The organism is Pontibacillus yanchengensis Y32, from assembly GCF_000770635.1.
Taxonomy (GTDB): Bacteria; Bacillota; Bacilli; order Bacillales; family BH030062; genus Pontibacillus; species Pontibacillus yanchengensis.
In genome coordinates, this window is record NZ_AVBF01000002.1 from 105303 (window position 1) to 122436 (window position 17134).

The following is a 17134-nucleotide window of genomic DNA, read 5'->3' on the forward strand; positions in this document are numbered from 1 at the left end:
CAAAGAACTACCTGGTAATATAAAAAGAAGCAGAAACCCTAAATGGATTCCCACTCTTTTTTAATACAAATATAGAAACTGCCCCAACATAGCACTTATACCCATTCAAAACTATTTTTCATACCCGTTAAATAACCTCCCCCCAAACGGTTCTAATACATGGTCAGCAAAACCGATTAGCTCCTGTTTATTATTTGATTGATAGTAAGCTTGAATACATTTGGTAAAATCCTTGGCGAGAGTTGGATCAAACTCTTTTAGACACCGATACATCCACTTGCCTTCACCGATCCACTCTTGGTTCGCTCTAAGAATAAATTCCGGCAATTTTAAGGTGAGTTCGCCCACACTATATGTATCCTCCATTTCTACTGTAGAACCTTCTAAATCATAAAGTAGGTCGGTAATGAAGTATCGAAAATCATCCAATTTGCTCGGTGACAACGGGTTGGGCCCTTCCATCAAATGTTGCTTTCCTTGTGAAATTAATGTACGCGCCTCTTCCTCACCCTTAAGTACAACACCCTCCGCACACATCCGAGTAATCAAGGGAATCCCATGCTGTTGTTCCGCGAATAACTGGAAATCAAGCGAATCATCATTATAGACAAACGCTTCTATCGGGTGATCTAAAAATATATAAGACTTTCTATAGGTATCCCTATCCAGTATGACAATATCTAAATCGGAAGAAGGCGTATCCTCGCCTCGAACATGGCTACCCGCCAATAAAGCAGCCCGACTATCTGGAAAATGAGTGGCTATAAAATCTCTTGCGATATGAAGGATGTCTCTGTTCATTCCAATCATCCTTTCCTTTTTGGTTCGTTGAAAACATCATTCTTATATGTATATTCAAGCCATGTGTATCCAATTCCATTAAATAGGTAAATAGGATAGATCCCACAATTGGTCGATTTTCTTAGTAAAAAAACCCTTCACTCCTAATTGCTAATGAAGGATTATATCGATAAACTACAGGTGATGACAGTACCCATAGGTTAGTTCTGAACCAACCATGCCACCACCCATGTAAAAAAAGACTGCATCCCCGGTGGAATGCAGTCTAACCGTCCCTGTGTTTTCTTATAAATTCTTGGGAGGGTTACTTTTATCTCTACATAAAAAAAGACTAACTAAAATAGTTAGCCCACATGATCATAATCCCATAATCACTCTAAACCGCTCCTACCATCCACAATAACAATGGAATAGTGACAATACTTAATAACGTAGTCCAGAACGTACTATAGGATACGAGTTGAGGTTCGGTATTGTATTGGATGGAATACATGGTAGTGTTAGCCGCTGTTGGCATAGCTGCCAGCACAATTAAAATGCTGGATAGCAAGGTGCTTAATCCGAGTAACGATGTAATAAGGAAAGCCAGGATAGGGGAAACAATCATTTTAATCGATCCGATCGTAACCAGGTCTCTGATTTGAACAGCGCCTTTAGAAAGCGTAGCAAGCTGCATTCCTAATACAATCATAATCGTTGGTATGGTAGCGTCTGCAACAAGGTTAACAGCCTGCATGATAAAGGAAGGGATCGTAATAGGAAATAGCTGCGTCACTATCCCCAATAAGACCGCATGATTAATTGGCATCTTCATTACTTTCTTCAGGGACTCTCGTATATTCGCATCGCCATCTGCACTGCCCTTGGAAGCATAATAGAGGCCCACGGTATTCATTAATAATGATTGGATGACCATCATAATAATAGCATACGTTACCCCACTTTCCCCGTAAGCAAATAGAATAATAGGTACCCCGTAATTCCCGCTATTCATAAACACACTCGACAAAACCATGGCCGAGGCTTTTGGCCCCGGCATGTTTCCTATACTTGTTACTATTTTAACGAGCAATATCAGTAACGTCATGAGAGATACACAAAATAGAATGATATAGAGAAAATCTAGCGTAATTGGATTGTTATAAAACGTTTGAAAGGCTAAGAAAGGATACATTAAATATAAAGCTGCTTTGGAAATCGTTTTCCGATCAAATCCGATTGCCTTTTGTCCAATAAACCCAATCGCAAAGATGATAAATGCTGGAAGAACTACTACAATAACGTCCATTTCACTTCACCAAGTTTCTATCAAAATTCCTTCCTATCTATCACTGTAATAGAGGGATAATTAGGCCAGCTAATAATAGTATTAACGCTCCACCTAAACGGGAGGAAATTTGTGCAAATGGCATCAGCTCCATGCGACGGGAAGCAGATAGCACGGCTACGTCTCCTGTACCACCCATGTTGGCCATACATAAACCAGCTGTGATAGCGGATTCGATTGGATAGAAACCTACTAGTTTTCCAAGTAATCCCGCTCCTAATATGGCTCCGGATACGACTCCAAAAACGGTAAGAATATATGGTAGGGTCAATGCTTCCAATACGGTATTTAAATCTGTATAAGCAATACCAATTCCAAATAATAAAGCAAGGGTCCAATTGTTTGCGACAAACTTATACCATTGACTAGCACCCTGAATAATGTTTTGAGGAATAATATCCGCAATCTTAGCGACTGCCACGACAATGATCATCAATGCATATGGGTGAAGCGGAATAATATCCCCTAATAGATTTCCTAACGTAAAGAATGTAATAGCTGCCAGTAAACCTATGCCCATCTTCTGAATATCGTACGTATGCTGTTCTTCTTTATAATGAAATCCACTAATCAATTTCCCGTTCCCTGTTAAGGAAGGGACTTTAGTACCTAACAGATTCAGCATACTAGCAAGGACGATGGCAAAGACATTCCCTAGCGCAAGCGCTGGTACTAGAATAGAAATATAATAGCTCGGGTCATTCCCCATAATTTCGGAATAGATTTGACTCATCGGAACGGCACCAGCTCCCATGCCTCCTCCCATAATCGGCATGGTAATAACCATAACGGCATCTCTAATCGAAAATCCTGCAATAGCCCCTAACAATCCTGCCATTAAAGCCGCTCCAACAATTGCACCGAAAATAGGTAAAAAGTATCTCAACCCAACCTTCATCAATATCTCTCTGTTCATTCCTAGAATACTACCGGTAATTAATGCGGCAATATAAAAGCTCAAGAAGCCTCCATCTTTCATAAAGGTCGTCATGGTCGTGACAGAGGAATCCGGCAACCATCCCATGTACACCATAAACGCCGCACCAAATATCGCAACAATAGCTCCTCCACCTAAGAACGTTTTGATAATAGGAGTATTGTCTCCAATCCAACCAAACAACTCTCCTAGAATCATCATAAGCAACAAGCTTCCAATCATCCCGCCTGGCAAACTTCCACTATAAAGACTAATCAACGTAACAACACCAAAAATACTAAACCAAAGAACAGGAATTCCAAAGATCGTAAATCCTTTTTTCTTCGTTTCTGGTTGCACGTCTTGTTGATAAGCTTCCTCTTCGTAATTCCACTCTCTAGCGGCCTGACTCATACAGATCACTCCTTGTTAGATTAGAAAGCGCTTCCAATTGATTGATTTCATTTTAGAAAAATTCACAAAACGTTCATATATTGTGAAACTATTGTTATTATTGTAATTAAAAAAAGTAGCCTCTCCGGCTACTTTTCTACATATTGTTCAATGATATGCTGGTTTTGTTCATTCAAATAATACTTGTAAATAGGTCTCCCCACACCATACACGAGTTCCTCTTTTAAATAACCGATGTCACTCAGAAACTTCAAATACTTGCGCACCGAAACTCTCGAAACTTTCGTAGCCTCTGCCATTTCATTGGTCGAAAAGGCTTCTGGAGAATTACTTTCAATCGTTTCCCTAATCGTTTCTAGCGTATTTTTCGTCAAGCCTTTTGGAAGCGTTTGAGGAGTAAAATCCCTAGCCTTTCCTTCCTGCTCCTCTTTCCGTAACAGAACATCCACATCTTTCTGGGTAACAGGACTATCATGACGCTGTATCGTGAACCGATTCGCCTTATATTTATGAAGGGCTTCATATAGACGCTCATATTCAAACGGCTTAATCAAATAATCAATGGCCCCAAGGCGTAACGATTGCTGGATCTGATCCATTTGAGATGCAGCGGTAATGAGGATAACGTCCACATCTTCCTCTTGTTTTCGCAGCTTTTTTAAGAAATGAATGCCATTTATCCCTGGCATGAATACATCTAACAAAATAAGGTGGACTTCCTTTTCCTCGAGCAATTGCATCGCCTCTTCCGCATGAGAAGCAACTCCGATAACCTCAAACCCCTCTACTTCGCTGGTATGCTGTTTATTCAACTGAGCTACCATCGGATCGTCTTCAACGATAAGCACCTTAATCATCACTTCTACCTCCTCCCTCATAAGGAATGATAATGGTAAAGGTCGTTCCGGAAGCATAGGATTCCACTTCGATGGAACCGTCTAATTCCTCTACACTCTGCTTCGTAATAAATAATCCAAAGCCTCTGTCCGTTCCGTCTTTAGTAGAAATACCTTTCTCAAAAATGGCCTCCTCCTGCTCGTTAGGAATACCTGGCCCATTATCACGCACCACCATCGTCATAAGATCATCTATAAAGGAAAGATCTACGTGTACCTCTTTGTTATCATCATTTGCAGCAACACTCTCGATAGCATTATCGATCACGTTACCTAGAATCGTAATCACCTCATGCGTAAAAGCGGAGTCCGTTTCCGGAATTTCCGTCTCACATGTAATGATTAAATCGACTTTCTCTTCCCGGGAATAACTCATCTTCCCTATTAAAAAACCTGCAAAAGCAGCATCTTTTACGTATTTGGTAACATTACCTACTTCATGAGCAGAGTGATCTACTAAATGCGTTATGTAGTTTTTCACTTTTTCATATTCTTCTAACGCTATCATCCCCTGTAACACATGGAGCTTGTTCATAAATTCATGGGACTGAGAACGTAATGTATCCGCATACATCTGTACTCCCGTTAGTTGCTCCGCCAATTGATTTACCTCCGTTTTATCACGGAATGTGGCGATAGCACCTATAATTCTATCATTTACTACAATAGGGACTCGATTGGTAATAATCGATAGACCGTTAATATTCTGTTCCTGATCGACCCCTATTTCCTTGCCTTCTAGCACGTGATTTAATCTGGAATTCGGAAGATACTCATTAATATTTAGCCCAATCGGGTCTTTCGTTTCCAACCCAGCTTTTTTAAGAATATCTCGAGCTGAACGATTCACCAACACAATAGTCGCATCGTTATCAATCGCAATAATCCCCTCATGCACCGATTGAAGCATCTGATTCCTCTCCTCATGAATACGAGCAATCGTCGAAGGCTCCAATCCAAACAAACTACGCTTAATATAACGAGCGAGCAACACAGCCCCCACAATTCCAACCATCATGCCAATTAAAGATCCTATCAAAATCCGCTTCTGACTTTGCATCATAGAAGACTGCACCGCCTCGAGCGAAATTCCTACAGCCACAGCCCCTACCTGATCCCCTTTCTCTCCAAACACAGGAGTGAACGCACGGAGCGAATCACCAAGCGTCCCCGTAGAACGCGACACATACTCCTCCCCTTCTAAGACCCTTTTCTCATCTCCCCCAACAAAATGCTTCCCAATCCTCTCAGGCTTCGGATGAGACTTTCGGATCCCTTCCATATCCATCACCACGACAAACATAACCCCAGCATCCTTCTGCACTTCCATCGCATAACTTTGAATACTTTCCTCCGTCGGATCCCCTTGTAACCCATCCTGGACCACTTGAGAATCCGCAACCGTCCGAGAGATGATGACCGCTTTTTCCCTTAATTGAGTTTCAATATTTTCGGTAGTAGAATTTCTAATCAGTACCCCTGTAATAAGCAAGGAAATAATGACGACTAGACAGACAAATAGTGTGATGACAGTGCTAAGTTTGAGAGGATGTTTTTTCACTTTATCACCTCCACTTTCTTTAAATTATTTTCCTTTATTTAAGCATACATAATAGGTGGATGAAATACCTGTACTTAACTTGGCGGATAGATAAATTTTCAATATTTGCTGAATACTGCCTATGAGTAAACAAATATAGGGACGGTTCTTGTGTTTGTATAGTAATAAACAAACATGAGAACCGTCCCTATGTTTTAATCATTTCATCATTAACTTAGAAGTTTTCTTTTGAGATATGTCACACACTCAACATGGTTTGTAGAGTACTAGCAGACATATTGATGTAGAAGTGTTTACCTAATACAAACTATTGATGGTATATACTGCTTACATTTTGAAATGTAATCTTAATGAAAAACGATCTATAGATCTGAAAGATTACCACTATAACGAAATTTCCCCATTCCTGTTTCAGGATAATTGGGAGGGGTGATGTTTTGATAAAGGCATTGTATAATTGAAATCCCATACCTAATTTTTCCCGGTACATCATACCATAAAATTAGGTGTTTAATAGTAAATCTTGTATGCCCCAACGGTTCAATGCCCCTTCAAAAAGTAGCTTTTGCCTTTCTTCAATAGCAGCTATGTCCCATTCATCATAGGTACAAATAGATTTAGTTATCTCTATTTTTGAATTTATATAGGTCTGTTTTTTTACATCAAATGATTTATTCTTCAACCTAGTGTTATATTCATTACCTAGAAGTGTTAAATTACCAATTCTATGTAGATATGTTTGATGTGTTTCCTCATCAACTTCCCAAACACCTAATTTCTTTGGCATAATATGTTCTAGATGGATTTTTGAATTGTTTTCTAATACTTGAATCTCTTGTTCGTTATAATTGTTAATGGCTCGTAAGATATATTTAGCTACTGAGCTTTTTTTTATGGTAAGGGTTCGAAAAGCATTTTCGAAATCTTCATCATTTAATAGTTCTGGTTTCAATTCTTTAAAAATTTCTTCACTAGTGGTAATTTGTTTTTCAGATATCTTAAAAGCTATTCCTGCAAATAATGTCTCATATTTATTCGCAACTCGACCTGCTACGACACAGTTTCTAAATATGAATGTTTCAACCATTTGGACCACTTTTAAAATAGTATCCTCACTATATTGACTATTTACCATTGATAAAACAATAGGATAAAAAGAACGTGCATTAAGTGTTTTTAAGTTAGCAAGTACCTTATTAATTTCACTGTCAACAAAATAAAACTCTTCATTAGGTCTTACAAGTGTTTTATATACATCTGACATAGCTAATAAGTCTGTAACGAATTCTTCACTTTTTTTGGGGGTGGAAACAAAATCTCTCATTCTTTTATATAGATCTTTTTCTCGAATGAAGTTTGATCTAGAATTCCAATAGTGTCTTAGATAATTCGTAATATCTATATTATCCAGATTATCTACTGTTCTCATCCACTCACTTTTCACCTTCTCTATTAGAGTACCAGAAGTTCTAAACAAATGATTTTTTAATAGGTCAGATGTTTCTAAATCTTTACCACGAGCATTCAAAGTTTCAAAAATTATAAAAGCTTCGTTTAGCTCATCTGTTTCTACATACATAAGCTGGAATCCTGTGATGAAAGTACTATAGTAACTTGTTAATAGCTTATACTGTGCTTCATAATCATCTTCCTGATTTAGTTTCTTTTTAAGTTTATTGTAGAAAAAATCATAAGCTTGTTTTATTCTTTGATGAGAGTCTTCATTAGGTGGTGCATCTTCAGGTGAATTTATTTGAATATTTTTCCTAAAATATTCACTATCAATTTCCCCCAGGGTCAGTCTAAGCTCATTTTCTTCTTCTGACCATCTTCCAATAAACTTCAGGCGTATATCTTCAACTTTATTGCGAGCACCTGATAGATTTGAGGCTTTGAATAGTTCTTCAAATAAATCTCTTAAAGCAGCTAAGAAGATAATTGATGTGGTTGTACGTTGTTGACCATCGATAACGTATTTTTTCTGTTCATCTCTATTATCATGAATAACCACTTGCCCAAAGAAATGATTAAATGTCCTCTCTGAAATAGCGTAGTTAATATCTGCCCAGAAGTCATCAATTTGCTCTCCTTCTTCCCAGGCATATTCTCTCTGATAATCAGGTATAAAATATCTATCTTTCTGTAAAAATGAACCAACAGTTTCCTTGCCTGAGTTTTGAATTGCCATAATATATCCTCCATTATAGTTATTATATTATCTCTTTAATTTTTAAATGCAAATACTATTGTCTGATAAAGATTAACTCCCCTAACGTATTGATATTAAATAAATTTTTAATAACAGTATGTAATATAATTAAAAATTTATCTATGCAAATATTTCAATACTAATTGTTAATATCCTCCAGCTAAAAGATAAGCAGGGAACCTTTACTAGGCCCCTGCTTACCTTTTAGACAACTCAAGTATCTTCACACTGGTGTAACTGTTTGAGACAGATCATAATAATAGCCTAAATACTCTAAAAATATTTCTTTCAATTCCTCTTTCTCTAACATAGGAGACATAATGACTGGGTAACTTTTATTAAATTCAAAGATTACACGTCTACCTACCCTTTCATCCTTTCCTAGATCATCTCTCCCCTTTATTTTTGATTTCATAACTTTTGAAAGGTTCAAATCATCTATAATGCCTAATATATTTATTAAAAAATTTTCATTTCGGAATATTTCATATTTTATAATGTAATTGTATAAATCTAGATTATCAACTAGTAAACTATAATATCTTTTTCTTTCTCTTTCATCACCAACACTATCATTTATATATTGAGCACCAAGAACACATTTATAAATATAGTTTTCCCAATCGAAGTTTTTTAGGACAATATTATGGAATTGGTTCATGCTTTGTGTGATTTGAGGATAATTTTTTAACAAAAATTCTCGTTTAGTTGTTACTAATAAGGAGTGCCAAAATAGCTCATCAAAGTGAATATCTCGATCTGTACTCAAATAATATTCCGCCAAAATTTCAATAGCTTCAAAAAATAATTGTTTTTTATCTCCTTCATTTTCATGAGCCATATATATAGGAAACTCTGGGGCATGTTCTAGATTTACAACTTCTCCCGAGAAATACTCGTCTTTAAGATGTATTTGATCTTCTAAAAAATCTTTATAAAACTGTTCATTTTGCTTATACCCATTAGCTAATAGCTTAACTTCCATGTGAAATTAACCCCTTTACCACTGATGTATATTTTTCTAATATACGATCTGAAATTGCATATATTACTTCATCAATATTATTAATGCTCAGCTCTTCTATTAGTTTTTTCTTCATTAATCGATATAGCTTGAATTCTAATGGGTTGTTCGGTGGTTCAATAACTTCCAAATCCACATATTCACTATCTTCCCCGTTATTCACAATAAAGCGTTGAAGTGCAGCGTATAAACCAGTATATATATATGGGTGATTTAACGTATTGCTTTGGGGTAAGTTATTAAATTGGAAATCTGGTTTCCTGTAATAAATAACGATTGTTTCGTGACTAAGTTCAATTTTTATATCTGATTTTAAATTAGCATCTAGTTTTTTCTCAAAAAGTTCCAATGGCTCTTTAAAGCTACCATCAAACAAGACGACATTTGAAAAACCTAGAATCGCATGCTTGGGTACTACTATCTCCTCTTTAAATAGATCATAAAATCCACTTAAATCTTCATTTTGTTTGAAGTCAATTTCAGCTTTTGATTGTATATGCATTTGAATGGAAGTACGTTTGCTAACAGATATACGTGATTTGGCAATTTCGACAGATTTTTGATTCTTTTCTAATCTAAAAAACTTATTATCTTTTGATTGAATAATTAATATTAATTGAACATGGCCCTTTGTTAATAGATCGTTGATAAAGGGTGACTCAATTTCATATTGAAAATCAAAGCGGTAGTTATGAGTATTTTCATGTAATTCTACATCCAAAATAAAAAGATTTGTTGAATAATTATTAGAGTTATTCGTTAACACAGGGTATGGAAAATTTGCATCTTTTTTGTAAATCATTTTTACACCTCTACGTAGTAAACGAATTTTAATGATTTGTTTAAGCTTTCTTTTAAATTTAATTCAAGTTGCGCTACCCCTTGTGTGATCTGCACATTATTAATTACATTTTGACTATAGGGGCAATTTCCGCCTGAATTTAAATCAATAATATGATTATAATTATCTTGAATGTTAAATTCATTTGGGTATTCCACACCCATTCCATCAATTACTGCTAAAGAAATGTTGCAATACGTATCATTTTTAATATGCTCACTTTTTGTAAAATCAAATTTAACCATCTCTTTATTTCCTACTATCAGGCGTTCAACCATATCGGGATGGGCACTATAAATGGTAGATAATTGCTCTTGTTTTTCAGTATGTTTATCACTATCTCGGCTTTTTTGTCGCTTTAAAGGATCGCGCTTCTTCTTAGATGGACCTGGATTCTTCTTTGAACCCTGCTTACTGTCCTTTCTTTCACGCTTCTCTTTTATAGGCACATCGCTAGATGTTTTTACTAAAGGTTTATTCCCATCATTTATCATAACGGTTCCAAGAGTATCAGATAAATCTTTTTTAAATTGTGTTTCCAAAACATACAATATGTCCGCAGTATTCATTTGGCCATCAGTTGGATTATTTTTCTTTATGGCTTCTTCAATAACTTTTGAAATTTCACGAGATAAATTGCTCATGAACTTTTTTGCACGTTTCTTTTGATTAGGATCTTTTATATCATCAGGAGATAATTTTGTATGCGACTCATTTTCTAGTAATTTTAAGTACTTATCTTCTGCCGAACTCCCAATTAATACCGCGTTAAAAGGCTTAGTAGCTTTCCCCTCTATTTTAAAATCCTCAATCTTCATACCAATCGTTCTAACGATAGCAACCCGACCTTTCGGTATTTGTTCATCATAATAAAAATAAAGATTGAAATGATAATCTTCTACACCGTCTGATACTTTAATCACTTCAGGTGTTTCGTTCAAATAAGTATCTACATACAAAGGTGTGAACACTTTTTTTGCTTCCGTAATATCCTGGACATAATATTCTGGGTCTTTAATGTAGTTAAGTATTGTATCGTTTGTAACCTCTTTCTCATTTACGATTACTTTTAATTTCCCTTCCAAAATCGATAAGAAAAAACTGTCACATATGCTTCTGATAATTTCTCTCTCATTATCGTATTCTTCACGGAAATAAGGGATAATAATTTTAAGCCCCCGAGTGTTTTTCTCAAAAACTTGATCAAAGTTATTCTCATATGGATAAAACTTAGACTTATTTCCTTCTAATTTAATATCAGTAAAATATCCAGTCGAACGGTAACAATGACCTTTATATAGATGTTCAATTAATTGGACTGTTCCCCCTAAGTGTTTATCGCCGTTTTCATCACAATTTGCAAAGTACATAAGATGTAAATCTGACGCAGCATTGGAAGCGATTTTTCCAACACCATGCGATCCCCCGCGTGAAGTTTCTAGTGATGAGTCCTCCTCTTCAAAGTGCACTCCCTTGCTATAGGCATAAATCCCCCATGTATCTTTTTTGGAGCCACTCTGACCATTTCTGGCACCTGTTAGGCCTCGAGTATTTGAATCCTCGAAAGATATATACCTTACTTCTTCTTGATTAATTTTATTTACCATGTGCTGTATCGTTTCTTTTGTATAACCATTTCGTCCTTCTAAACACTTAATCCTTTCAATCACTTCGTTAATACCTGGAATATTTGCTTTCTTAATACTTCCTGTTTCAATAGTAAGAATAACCGGATTTTCATTTCCAGGTAAACGACCGTCCAGAGAATTTTGTGCATTTTCACGTGTTAGACCCTTTATCCCCATATTATAAAAACGTTCTAAAATTTTATTGAAATTTGATTCTTCTATATTTGGTATCGGTGAAAATTTCCATTTTTCCTCATTAGTGACGTTTAAGTTCATATTAGGCTCCTTTACTTCTTTGTTGATGGTAATATTTTACCATATAAATAAAATTTGTTGGTTTTTATTAATTAAAATTTTATTAGAAGCCCGAATATTATTATTTTATTGTATGAATTTATACTTCAAAATTAATTAAAACGCGTTATTCTATTATTAAAAAACGCCTCTCTTTTAAGAAGAGAGACGTTCATCTGAATTATTATTTTTTCTACGAAGATGACTCACACATTCAACATGGGTTGAAAAGTGATTGCAGATGAACTTGATTGTAGTAGTGTTTACCTGTCCCTAATAAATATAAAGAAATAAACAGGGATAGGTACACTATCCCAATAGACAACATAGTTACTATCCCTCGTCAATAATAAAACACTTTATTCAGATAGGAAAGTAAGAAGCAGGAACTTTGTAGTTCCTGCTTCTTACAAAACCAATAATATTCTATTCCCAATCTAATTTCTGGATTTTTTTGATATATTCCGAACCTTTATCAGGGTCTACCATATATATAAATCTTGCTAAACCTATTAGATACCCTTTAAAATTAGAAATCGTTATTAGACCATGGTACTTTAAGTGCTCATTCACACCAAACCTTTGGCAATAGTATAATTCTTTATTTAACCTTCGATAATACTTTTGTGGAATTCTTACACCATATTGTGAAACAACTATACCTGTGACAATTTTCGTATGTTTATTCTTTCTCACCCTTGTTTTCTTTTCATTAATCAAAAAATTATTCTCTCTAAAATTATGTAATACTATATTTTTTATATTTTTTATTAATTTCAAATAACCATTTTTTTGTGGACCAGAAAAGGTAATATCATCTGCATATCTGGAATAAGAAATATTGAGTTTATTTGCCTGTTTTTTAAATTCCTCATCAATCTCTCTACAATAAATATTGGATATCATTGGACTTGTGGGAAATCCTTGTACTAAACTCTCATTAATTGTGGTTAAAGAACTTAATGCTTCACTCACTTTTTCTGTGTAACCAATTTCCAAAAATATCTTTTTCACTTCATTTTGTTTAATTGAGGGGAAAAAATCTTTAATATCTGTTGAATACACCCAAAAAGGTTCATTATATTGATGAACTTCAGCATTAGTCAGTATTGATTTATTCTTTACAAATCCATGAGCAGATTCTGAGACCTTGATATTAAATAATATATTTTTTAATATCCATCTCTGAATAGTTTTAAGTTTATAACTAGGCTTCCAAACTTCCCTTGAACTTCCGTCCCTCTTACTTATGGTGTACTGATTAGTATTTTCTAACACGAATTCTTTTATATTATCGTTCGGCAAATCAAAAAGCATTACCAATTGATTTATGTCAAATATAATAGGAGAGTTTTTTAAGTGTAAGTTCCTGGCATACTGAATGTACGCTTCTTTCTCCTTTTCCAATAAACTACTTTTCTTAATGTTATCCAGTATCTTATCAAACATAACTTTAAATTTAGGTGACTACCTCCCCTTTAAATTATGAATTGTTAATTTAAAGGGGTATGGTGATTCTGTTGGTTTCTACAGAATTACCATTTCTCTTTTGAAATAAGAATTCAATACATACTTACTTCGATTAGCACTTGCTAAAAGTCTAGTCACCCATATTAATTATACCTCCTTTGTAATCATTTTGGAATATAATTCTTCAAAGGACTTTCGTCCACGATTATTGTAGTTTCTTCTATATCCTCAAGGCTGAACGCGTTTAAATTTGAGCGCTCTAGGGTGTTATATCCCTCGTTTGTAATATGTAGTTCACCCTCTTTAAATATAACTAACTCCGATTTAATCAGAAAATCAATAACATGGAAAACTTGTTCTGCAGTAATACTTAAATATTCTTTTATAGTATCTATAGTTAAATCCATGGCATGATCCCTTATAATTAATAAAACGATGTCTCTTTTCATAGGAGAGAATTTCAAATGAGCTCACTACCTTTTTAATGTCTTATAAAATTCAATGTATCCTTCATCTCAGTTTTACTGAATTTTCTTTTCTTTTTATTCCTTTTGGTTCTAAGAAATAAAGGGGTCCAAGTCGAACTCTCTTCAGAAAGTAAAGTTAAATTATTATTTGGGGCATTTACAAATGAAGCAATTGCATGATTCATACTATAACCACTTTGTGTCAACCGATAATATTCATTTATATTTCTTATTAATTTTTTTACATCATCTATTTCTTCGTTCGAAAATACTATCTCTTCAGCTAAAACATTTATTGACTCCTTATAGTAACTAACTTGGATATTAATGTTAAGATCAATAGCTTTTTCTTCTATAGCTTCCAAACCTGATTTACTAGCCTCAATCACCCATAAAAATAGATTAATATCAATTTTGCTACCTGATATGACATTATTTATCTTTTTTAAAAACTTTATTACAGAATCACCTGTACCAATAAAGTCATCTATTATAATTAAATTTTGTACAGATAAAAATTCTTCATAAAAAATTTCCCCAAGACTTTCTGAATCATCAATTCTATACTTTCTATCCTCTTCTAATTTTGAAATCCGTTTTTCTATCTTATCCCTTACTCTGTTATTATCACTATGTATCTTTAAATTCTCTCTTAGAACATAAATGCTTTTTTCCAATTCTTTAACTGTAGAGTCGTTTTCAACAACTTTATCCCTAGTATATTCAAAGTTAGTTTTATATTTTTCAAGAAATTCGGATACGCATTCCACTTTAATGTTATTAGCATCAATTTCATTAACCAACCGAAAACTAGATAACATATCAATGGATGATTCAATTCGACCCTTTCTTCTCAAAGGAAAAAACAAAGAGTTTTGTAAAAATTCATTAAAGTTATTTCTCTTACTTGCTTGATCTTCAAATATATTTTTATATGCCTCTGCTGCTAAGCTTTCAGAGTAGTAATTAAATTTATGGCATATCTTCAATAGTGTTTGGAACTCTCTTTGATTAAGCTCTTTTTCCCACTGTTTTAGAATTTTTATCTTTTCATTTCTTCGATCTTGATTTAAATCCCATAAATTAACTAAATCATTAATCTCTATAATTTGCTTTAACATTTGAATACTCCCTAATAATAGCTAAGCCCACCCCAATATTTAATATATGAATCAGGAAAATTAAAGGATATATAAACCGCCGCCAAACCCTCAAACCATATTTTACCTTATAAACATTTTTATACCAACTAATATTATAGCAAAGTTTCTTAGGAGGATTCTGAAAGAATATGAAGCCATTGAAAAATGGAGGTTATTAAGCCTTATTTCAAATTTCAGCCATTTAAATTTCAATTAAAGAAATATATGTACTCCTGCCTCTACCACCCCCAACAAATAAATAACTTTCATTATTAATCATTAACCATAATTACCTAATCAATTTTATTGATTAAAAACAAGATATTCTCTAGGAAGTTCCCTCAAAAATGGAGATACTTCTAATCTTTCAATCCTTTTCTCCAAAGGATTAAACCATTCTCTTGACGCTGTAATACAAAGGTTAAACATAGCACGAGTTATTCCGACATAAAATAAACGGCGCTCTTCTTGGATTGTATTTTCTACACCTTGTTTAATTTTAGGAAATATTCCATTTGACACACCACTAATCACAACATTCTCAAATTCTAATCCCTTAACTTGATGTATAGTTCCTATAAACACTTCATTTTTAGAAAGTTTTAAGAGGTTATTTACATCTAAAATATATCTATAATTTTTAACCAACTCTTTGGCAGACCCATTTGTTTCTTGTTCTATGACACGGCGTATATTCCCATAAAATTTTTCTTTATTTTTTAGTTTTTCTTTTTCAGATACCTTATTATAAGCTAAATCAAAAACATCTAAGATATGATGGGATTTAAATAATTCATTTAATATTCCATCAACTATATATAACTGTTTTTTACTAAAAAATAGTGCTAAATCTACATCATCGTATAAAATATCATCGTGTTTTCTTATATAATCATAGATTTTTTCTTGAGTCCTCCTCCCAATACCTGGCAAAAAAAGCACAAATTCAGATAATAAACTTAATGTTAAATATTCTTTAAACCTTAAGGCTACTATAAACCATTGTACGACAGGATCTTTTAAAATCATGTCAGGCTTTAACTCATAAGTCTGAACACCAACTTCATCTAATTCTTTAGAAACTCGAGATATTATAATTTTAGAAAGATTAACCTTTTCTCTAAATAGTATTGCACAGTTCCCTTTATTTTCTTTATTCCAATAGATAATTAAATTTTTTATTCTTAGTACTTCTTCATCAATACTGCTACACATATATATACCAATTTTCGACCCATCTGGGTTATTTGTGTGCATTGGAATTCTTGACAATCTGTTTGTGTTATTACTAATTAAAGAATTTGCTACTTGTACAATATTATTGGTAGACCTATGGTTATATGAAAGGTGATATTTTGAAGCTTTAAATACATCAATAAAGTCATTAATATTCTTTTCTTCTGCCCCTCTAAATTCATAAATAATTTGGTCCTCATCAGCAACTGACAAAATATTAGAATATAATCCAAGTATCATTAACATTTTGAATTGAAGCTGGTCAGTATCCTGGAATTCATCTACTAATATAGCTGGGTATGCACCCTGAAACACCCTTCTCAGCCAATTGGAATTCTGAAGTAATTCGATACACTTACTTATTAAATCAGAGTAATCTATAAGGCCTTTTTCCTCTTTGAAGCTGTTATAAGAACATAAAGCATCAGCATATTCCTGAGCGTGTTTTCCCACGAACCTTTCTCTATCTTTTTCATTAGCAATTGATGCATATTTTTGATAAAAGAGATCGAATGAGAAGGCTTGATATGTACTTTCTAATTCTTTTATTAATGCTTTCCTTTCATCAATTGGAAATAACTTCAGTGGATAGGATATATCTATTAAATAACCGTATGTTCTTAAAATCTTATATCCTAAACCATGATAAGTAAAAACTTCAATAAAACTACTATCCGGAATATTTGCCTTTTCAATACGAGATTGTAATTCTATTGAAGCCTTTTTATTAAATGTTAAAACTAAGGCTTTTTTTCCGGAAGAGTTAAAATAATCTTGTTGGGCTAGTATTTCTAGCTTTCTTATTATCAACCTTGTTTTACCTGCTCCAGGTCCAGCTAAAACTAAGGCTGAAGATTTATTATCTAGAATTATTTCTTCAATTATATTTTCATTCATCCTAATTCACC

13 protein-coding genes are annotated in these 17134 nt (G+C 33.9%); all 13 read right to left on the minus strand.

Annotated elements, in window-relative coordinates:
* Window positions 1-111 precede the first annotated feature (111 nt).
* Window positions 112-801 (minus strand): nucleotidyltransferase domain-containing protein, encoded by a 690-nt coding sequence (locus tag N782_RS01470; RefSeq protein ID WP_052111095.1) that lies wholly within the window; start codon window positions 799-801, stop codon window positions 112-114.
* 376 nt (window positions 802-1177) lie between these two features.
* Entirely contained in the window at window positions 1178-2089 is a 912-nt protein-coding gene (locus N782_RS01475) for an AEC family transporter (protein ID WP_036815490.1), read from the minus strand.
* A 40-nt stretch (window positions 2090-2129) separates the two neighbouring features.
* A complete protein-coding gene (locus tag N782_RS01480; protein WP_036815491.1) occupies window positions 2130-3458 on the minus strand; it encodes a 2-hydroxycarboxylate transporter family protein in 1329 nt (442 codons plus the stop codon).
* A gap of 128 nt (window positions 3459-3586) precedes the next feature.
* Window positions 3587-4315: a response regulator gene (locus N782_RS01485; protein WP_036815492.1), complete on the minus strand. Its 729-nt coding sequence runs from the start codon at window positions 4313-4315 to the stop codon at window positions 3587-3589.
* The gene (dcuS, locus tag N782_RS01490; RefSeq protein ID WP_036815493.1) at window positions 4308-5915 is read right to left on the minus strand and encodes a DcuS/MalK family sensor histidine kinase; all 1608 of its coding nucleotides are present in this window, start codon (window positions 5913-5915) and stop codon (window positions 4308-4310) included. Before dcuS ends, N782_RS01485 begins: the two co-directional genes overlap by 8 nt.
* A 502-nt stretch (window positions 5916-6417) precedes the next feature.
* The gene (locus tag N782_RS01495; protein WP_036815494.1) at window positions 6418-8103 is read right to left on the minus strand and encodes a DUF262 domain-containing protein; all 1686 of its coding nucleotides are present in this window, start codon (window positions 8101-8103) and stop codon (window positions 6418-6420) included.
* A 244-nt stretch (window positions 8104-8347) separates the two neighbouring features.
* Window positions 8348-9109: a hypothetical protein gene (locus N782_RS01500; protein WP_036815495.1), complete on the minus strand. Its 762-nt coding sequence runs from the start codon at window positions 9107-9109 to the stop codon at window positions 8348-8350.
* Window positions 9099-9950: a hypothetical protein gene (locus N782_RS01505; RefSeq protein ID WP_036815496.1), complete on the minus strand. Its 852-nt coding sequence runs from the start codon at window positions 9948-9950 to the stop codon at window positions 9099-9101. The genes N782_RS01500 and N782_RS01505 overlap by 11 nt, the downstream gene beginning before the upstream one ends.
* Before the next feature lie 2 nt (window positions 9951-9952).
* Entirely contained in the window at window positions 9953-11893 is a 1941-nt protein-coding gene (locus tag N782_RS01510) for a hypothetical protein (protein WP_036815497.1), read from the minus strand.
* Between the two features lie 444 nt (window positions 11894-12337).
* The gene (locus N782_RS01515; RefSeq protein WP_052111096.1) at window positions 12338-13360 is read right to left on the minus strand and encodes a reverse transcriptase family protein; all 1023 of its coding nucleotides are present in this window, start codon (window positions 13358-13360) and stop codon (window positions 12338-12340) included.
* 185 nt (window positions 13361-13545) lie between these two features.
* Entirely contained in the window at window positions 13546-13830 is a 285-nt protein-coding gene (locus N782_RS01520) for a hypothetical protein (RefSeq protein WP_161783055.1), read from the minus strand.
* Between the two features lie 32 nt (window positions 13831-13862).
* Window positions 13863-14969, minus strand: a complete 1107-nt coding sequence (locus N782_RS01525; protein ID WP_036815499.1) for a phosphoribosyltransferase-like protein — start codon at window positions 14967-14969, stop codon at window positions 13863-13865.
* A gap of 324 nt (window positions 14970-15293) precedes the next feature.
* Entirely contained in the window at window positions 15294-17123 is a 1830-nt protein-coding gene (locus N782_RS01530; RefSeq protein WP_036815500.1) for an ATP-dependent helicase, read from the minus strand.
* Window positions 17124-17134 lie beyond the last annotated feature (11 nt).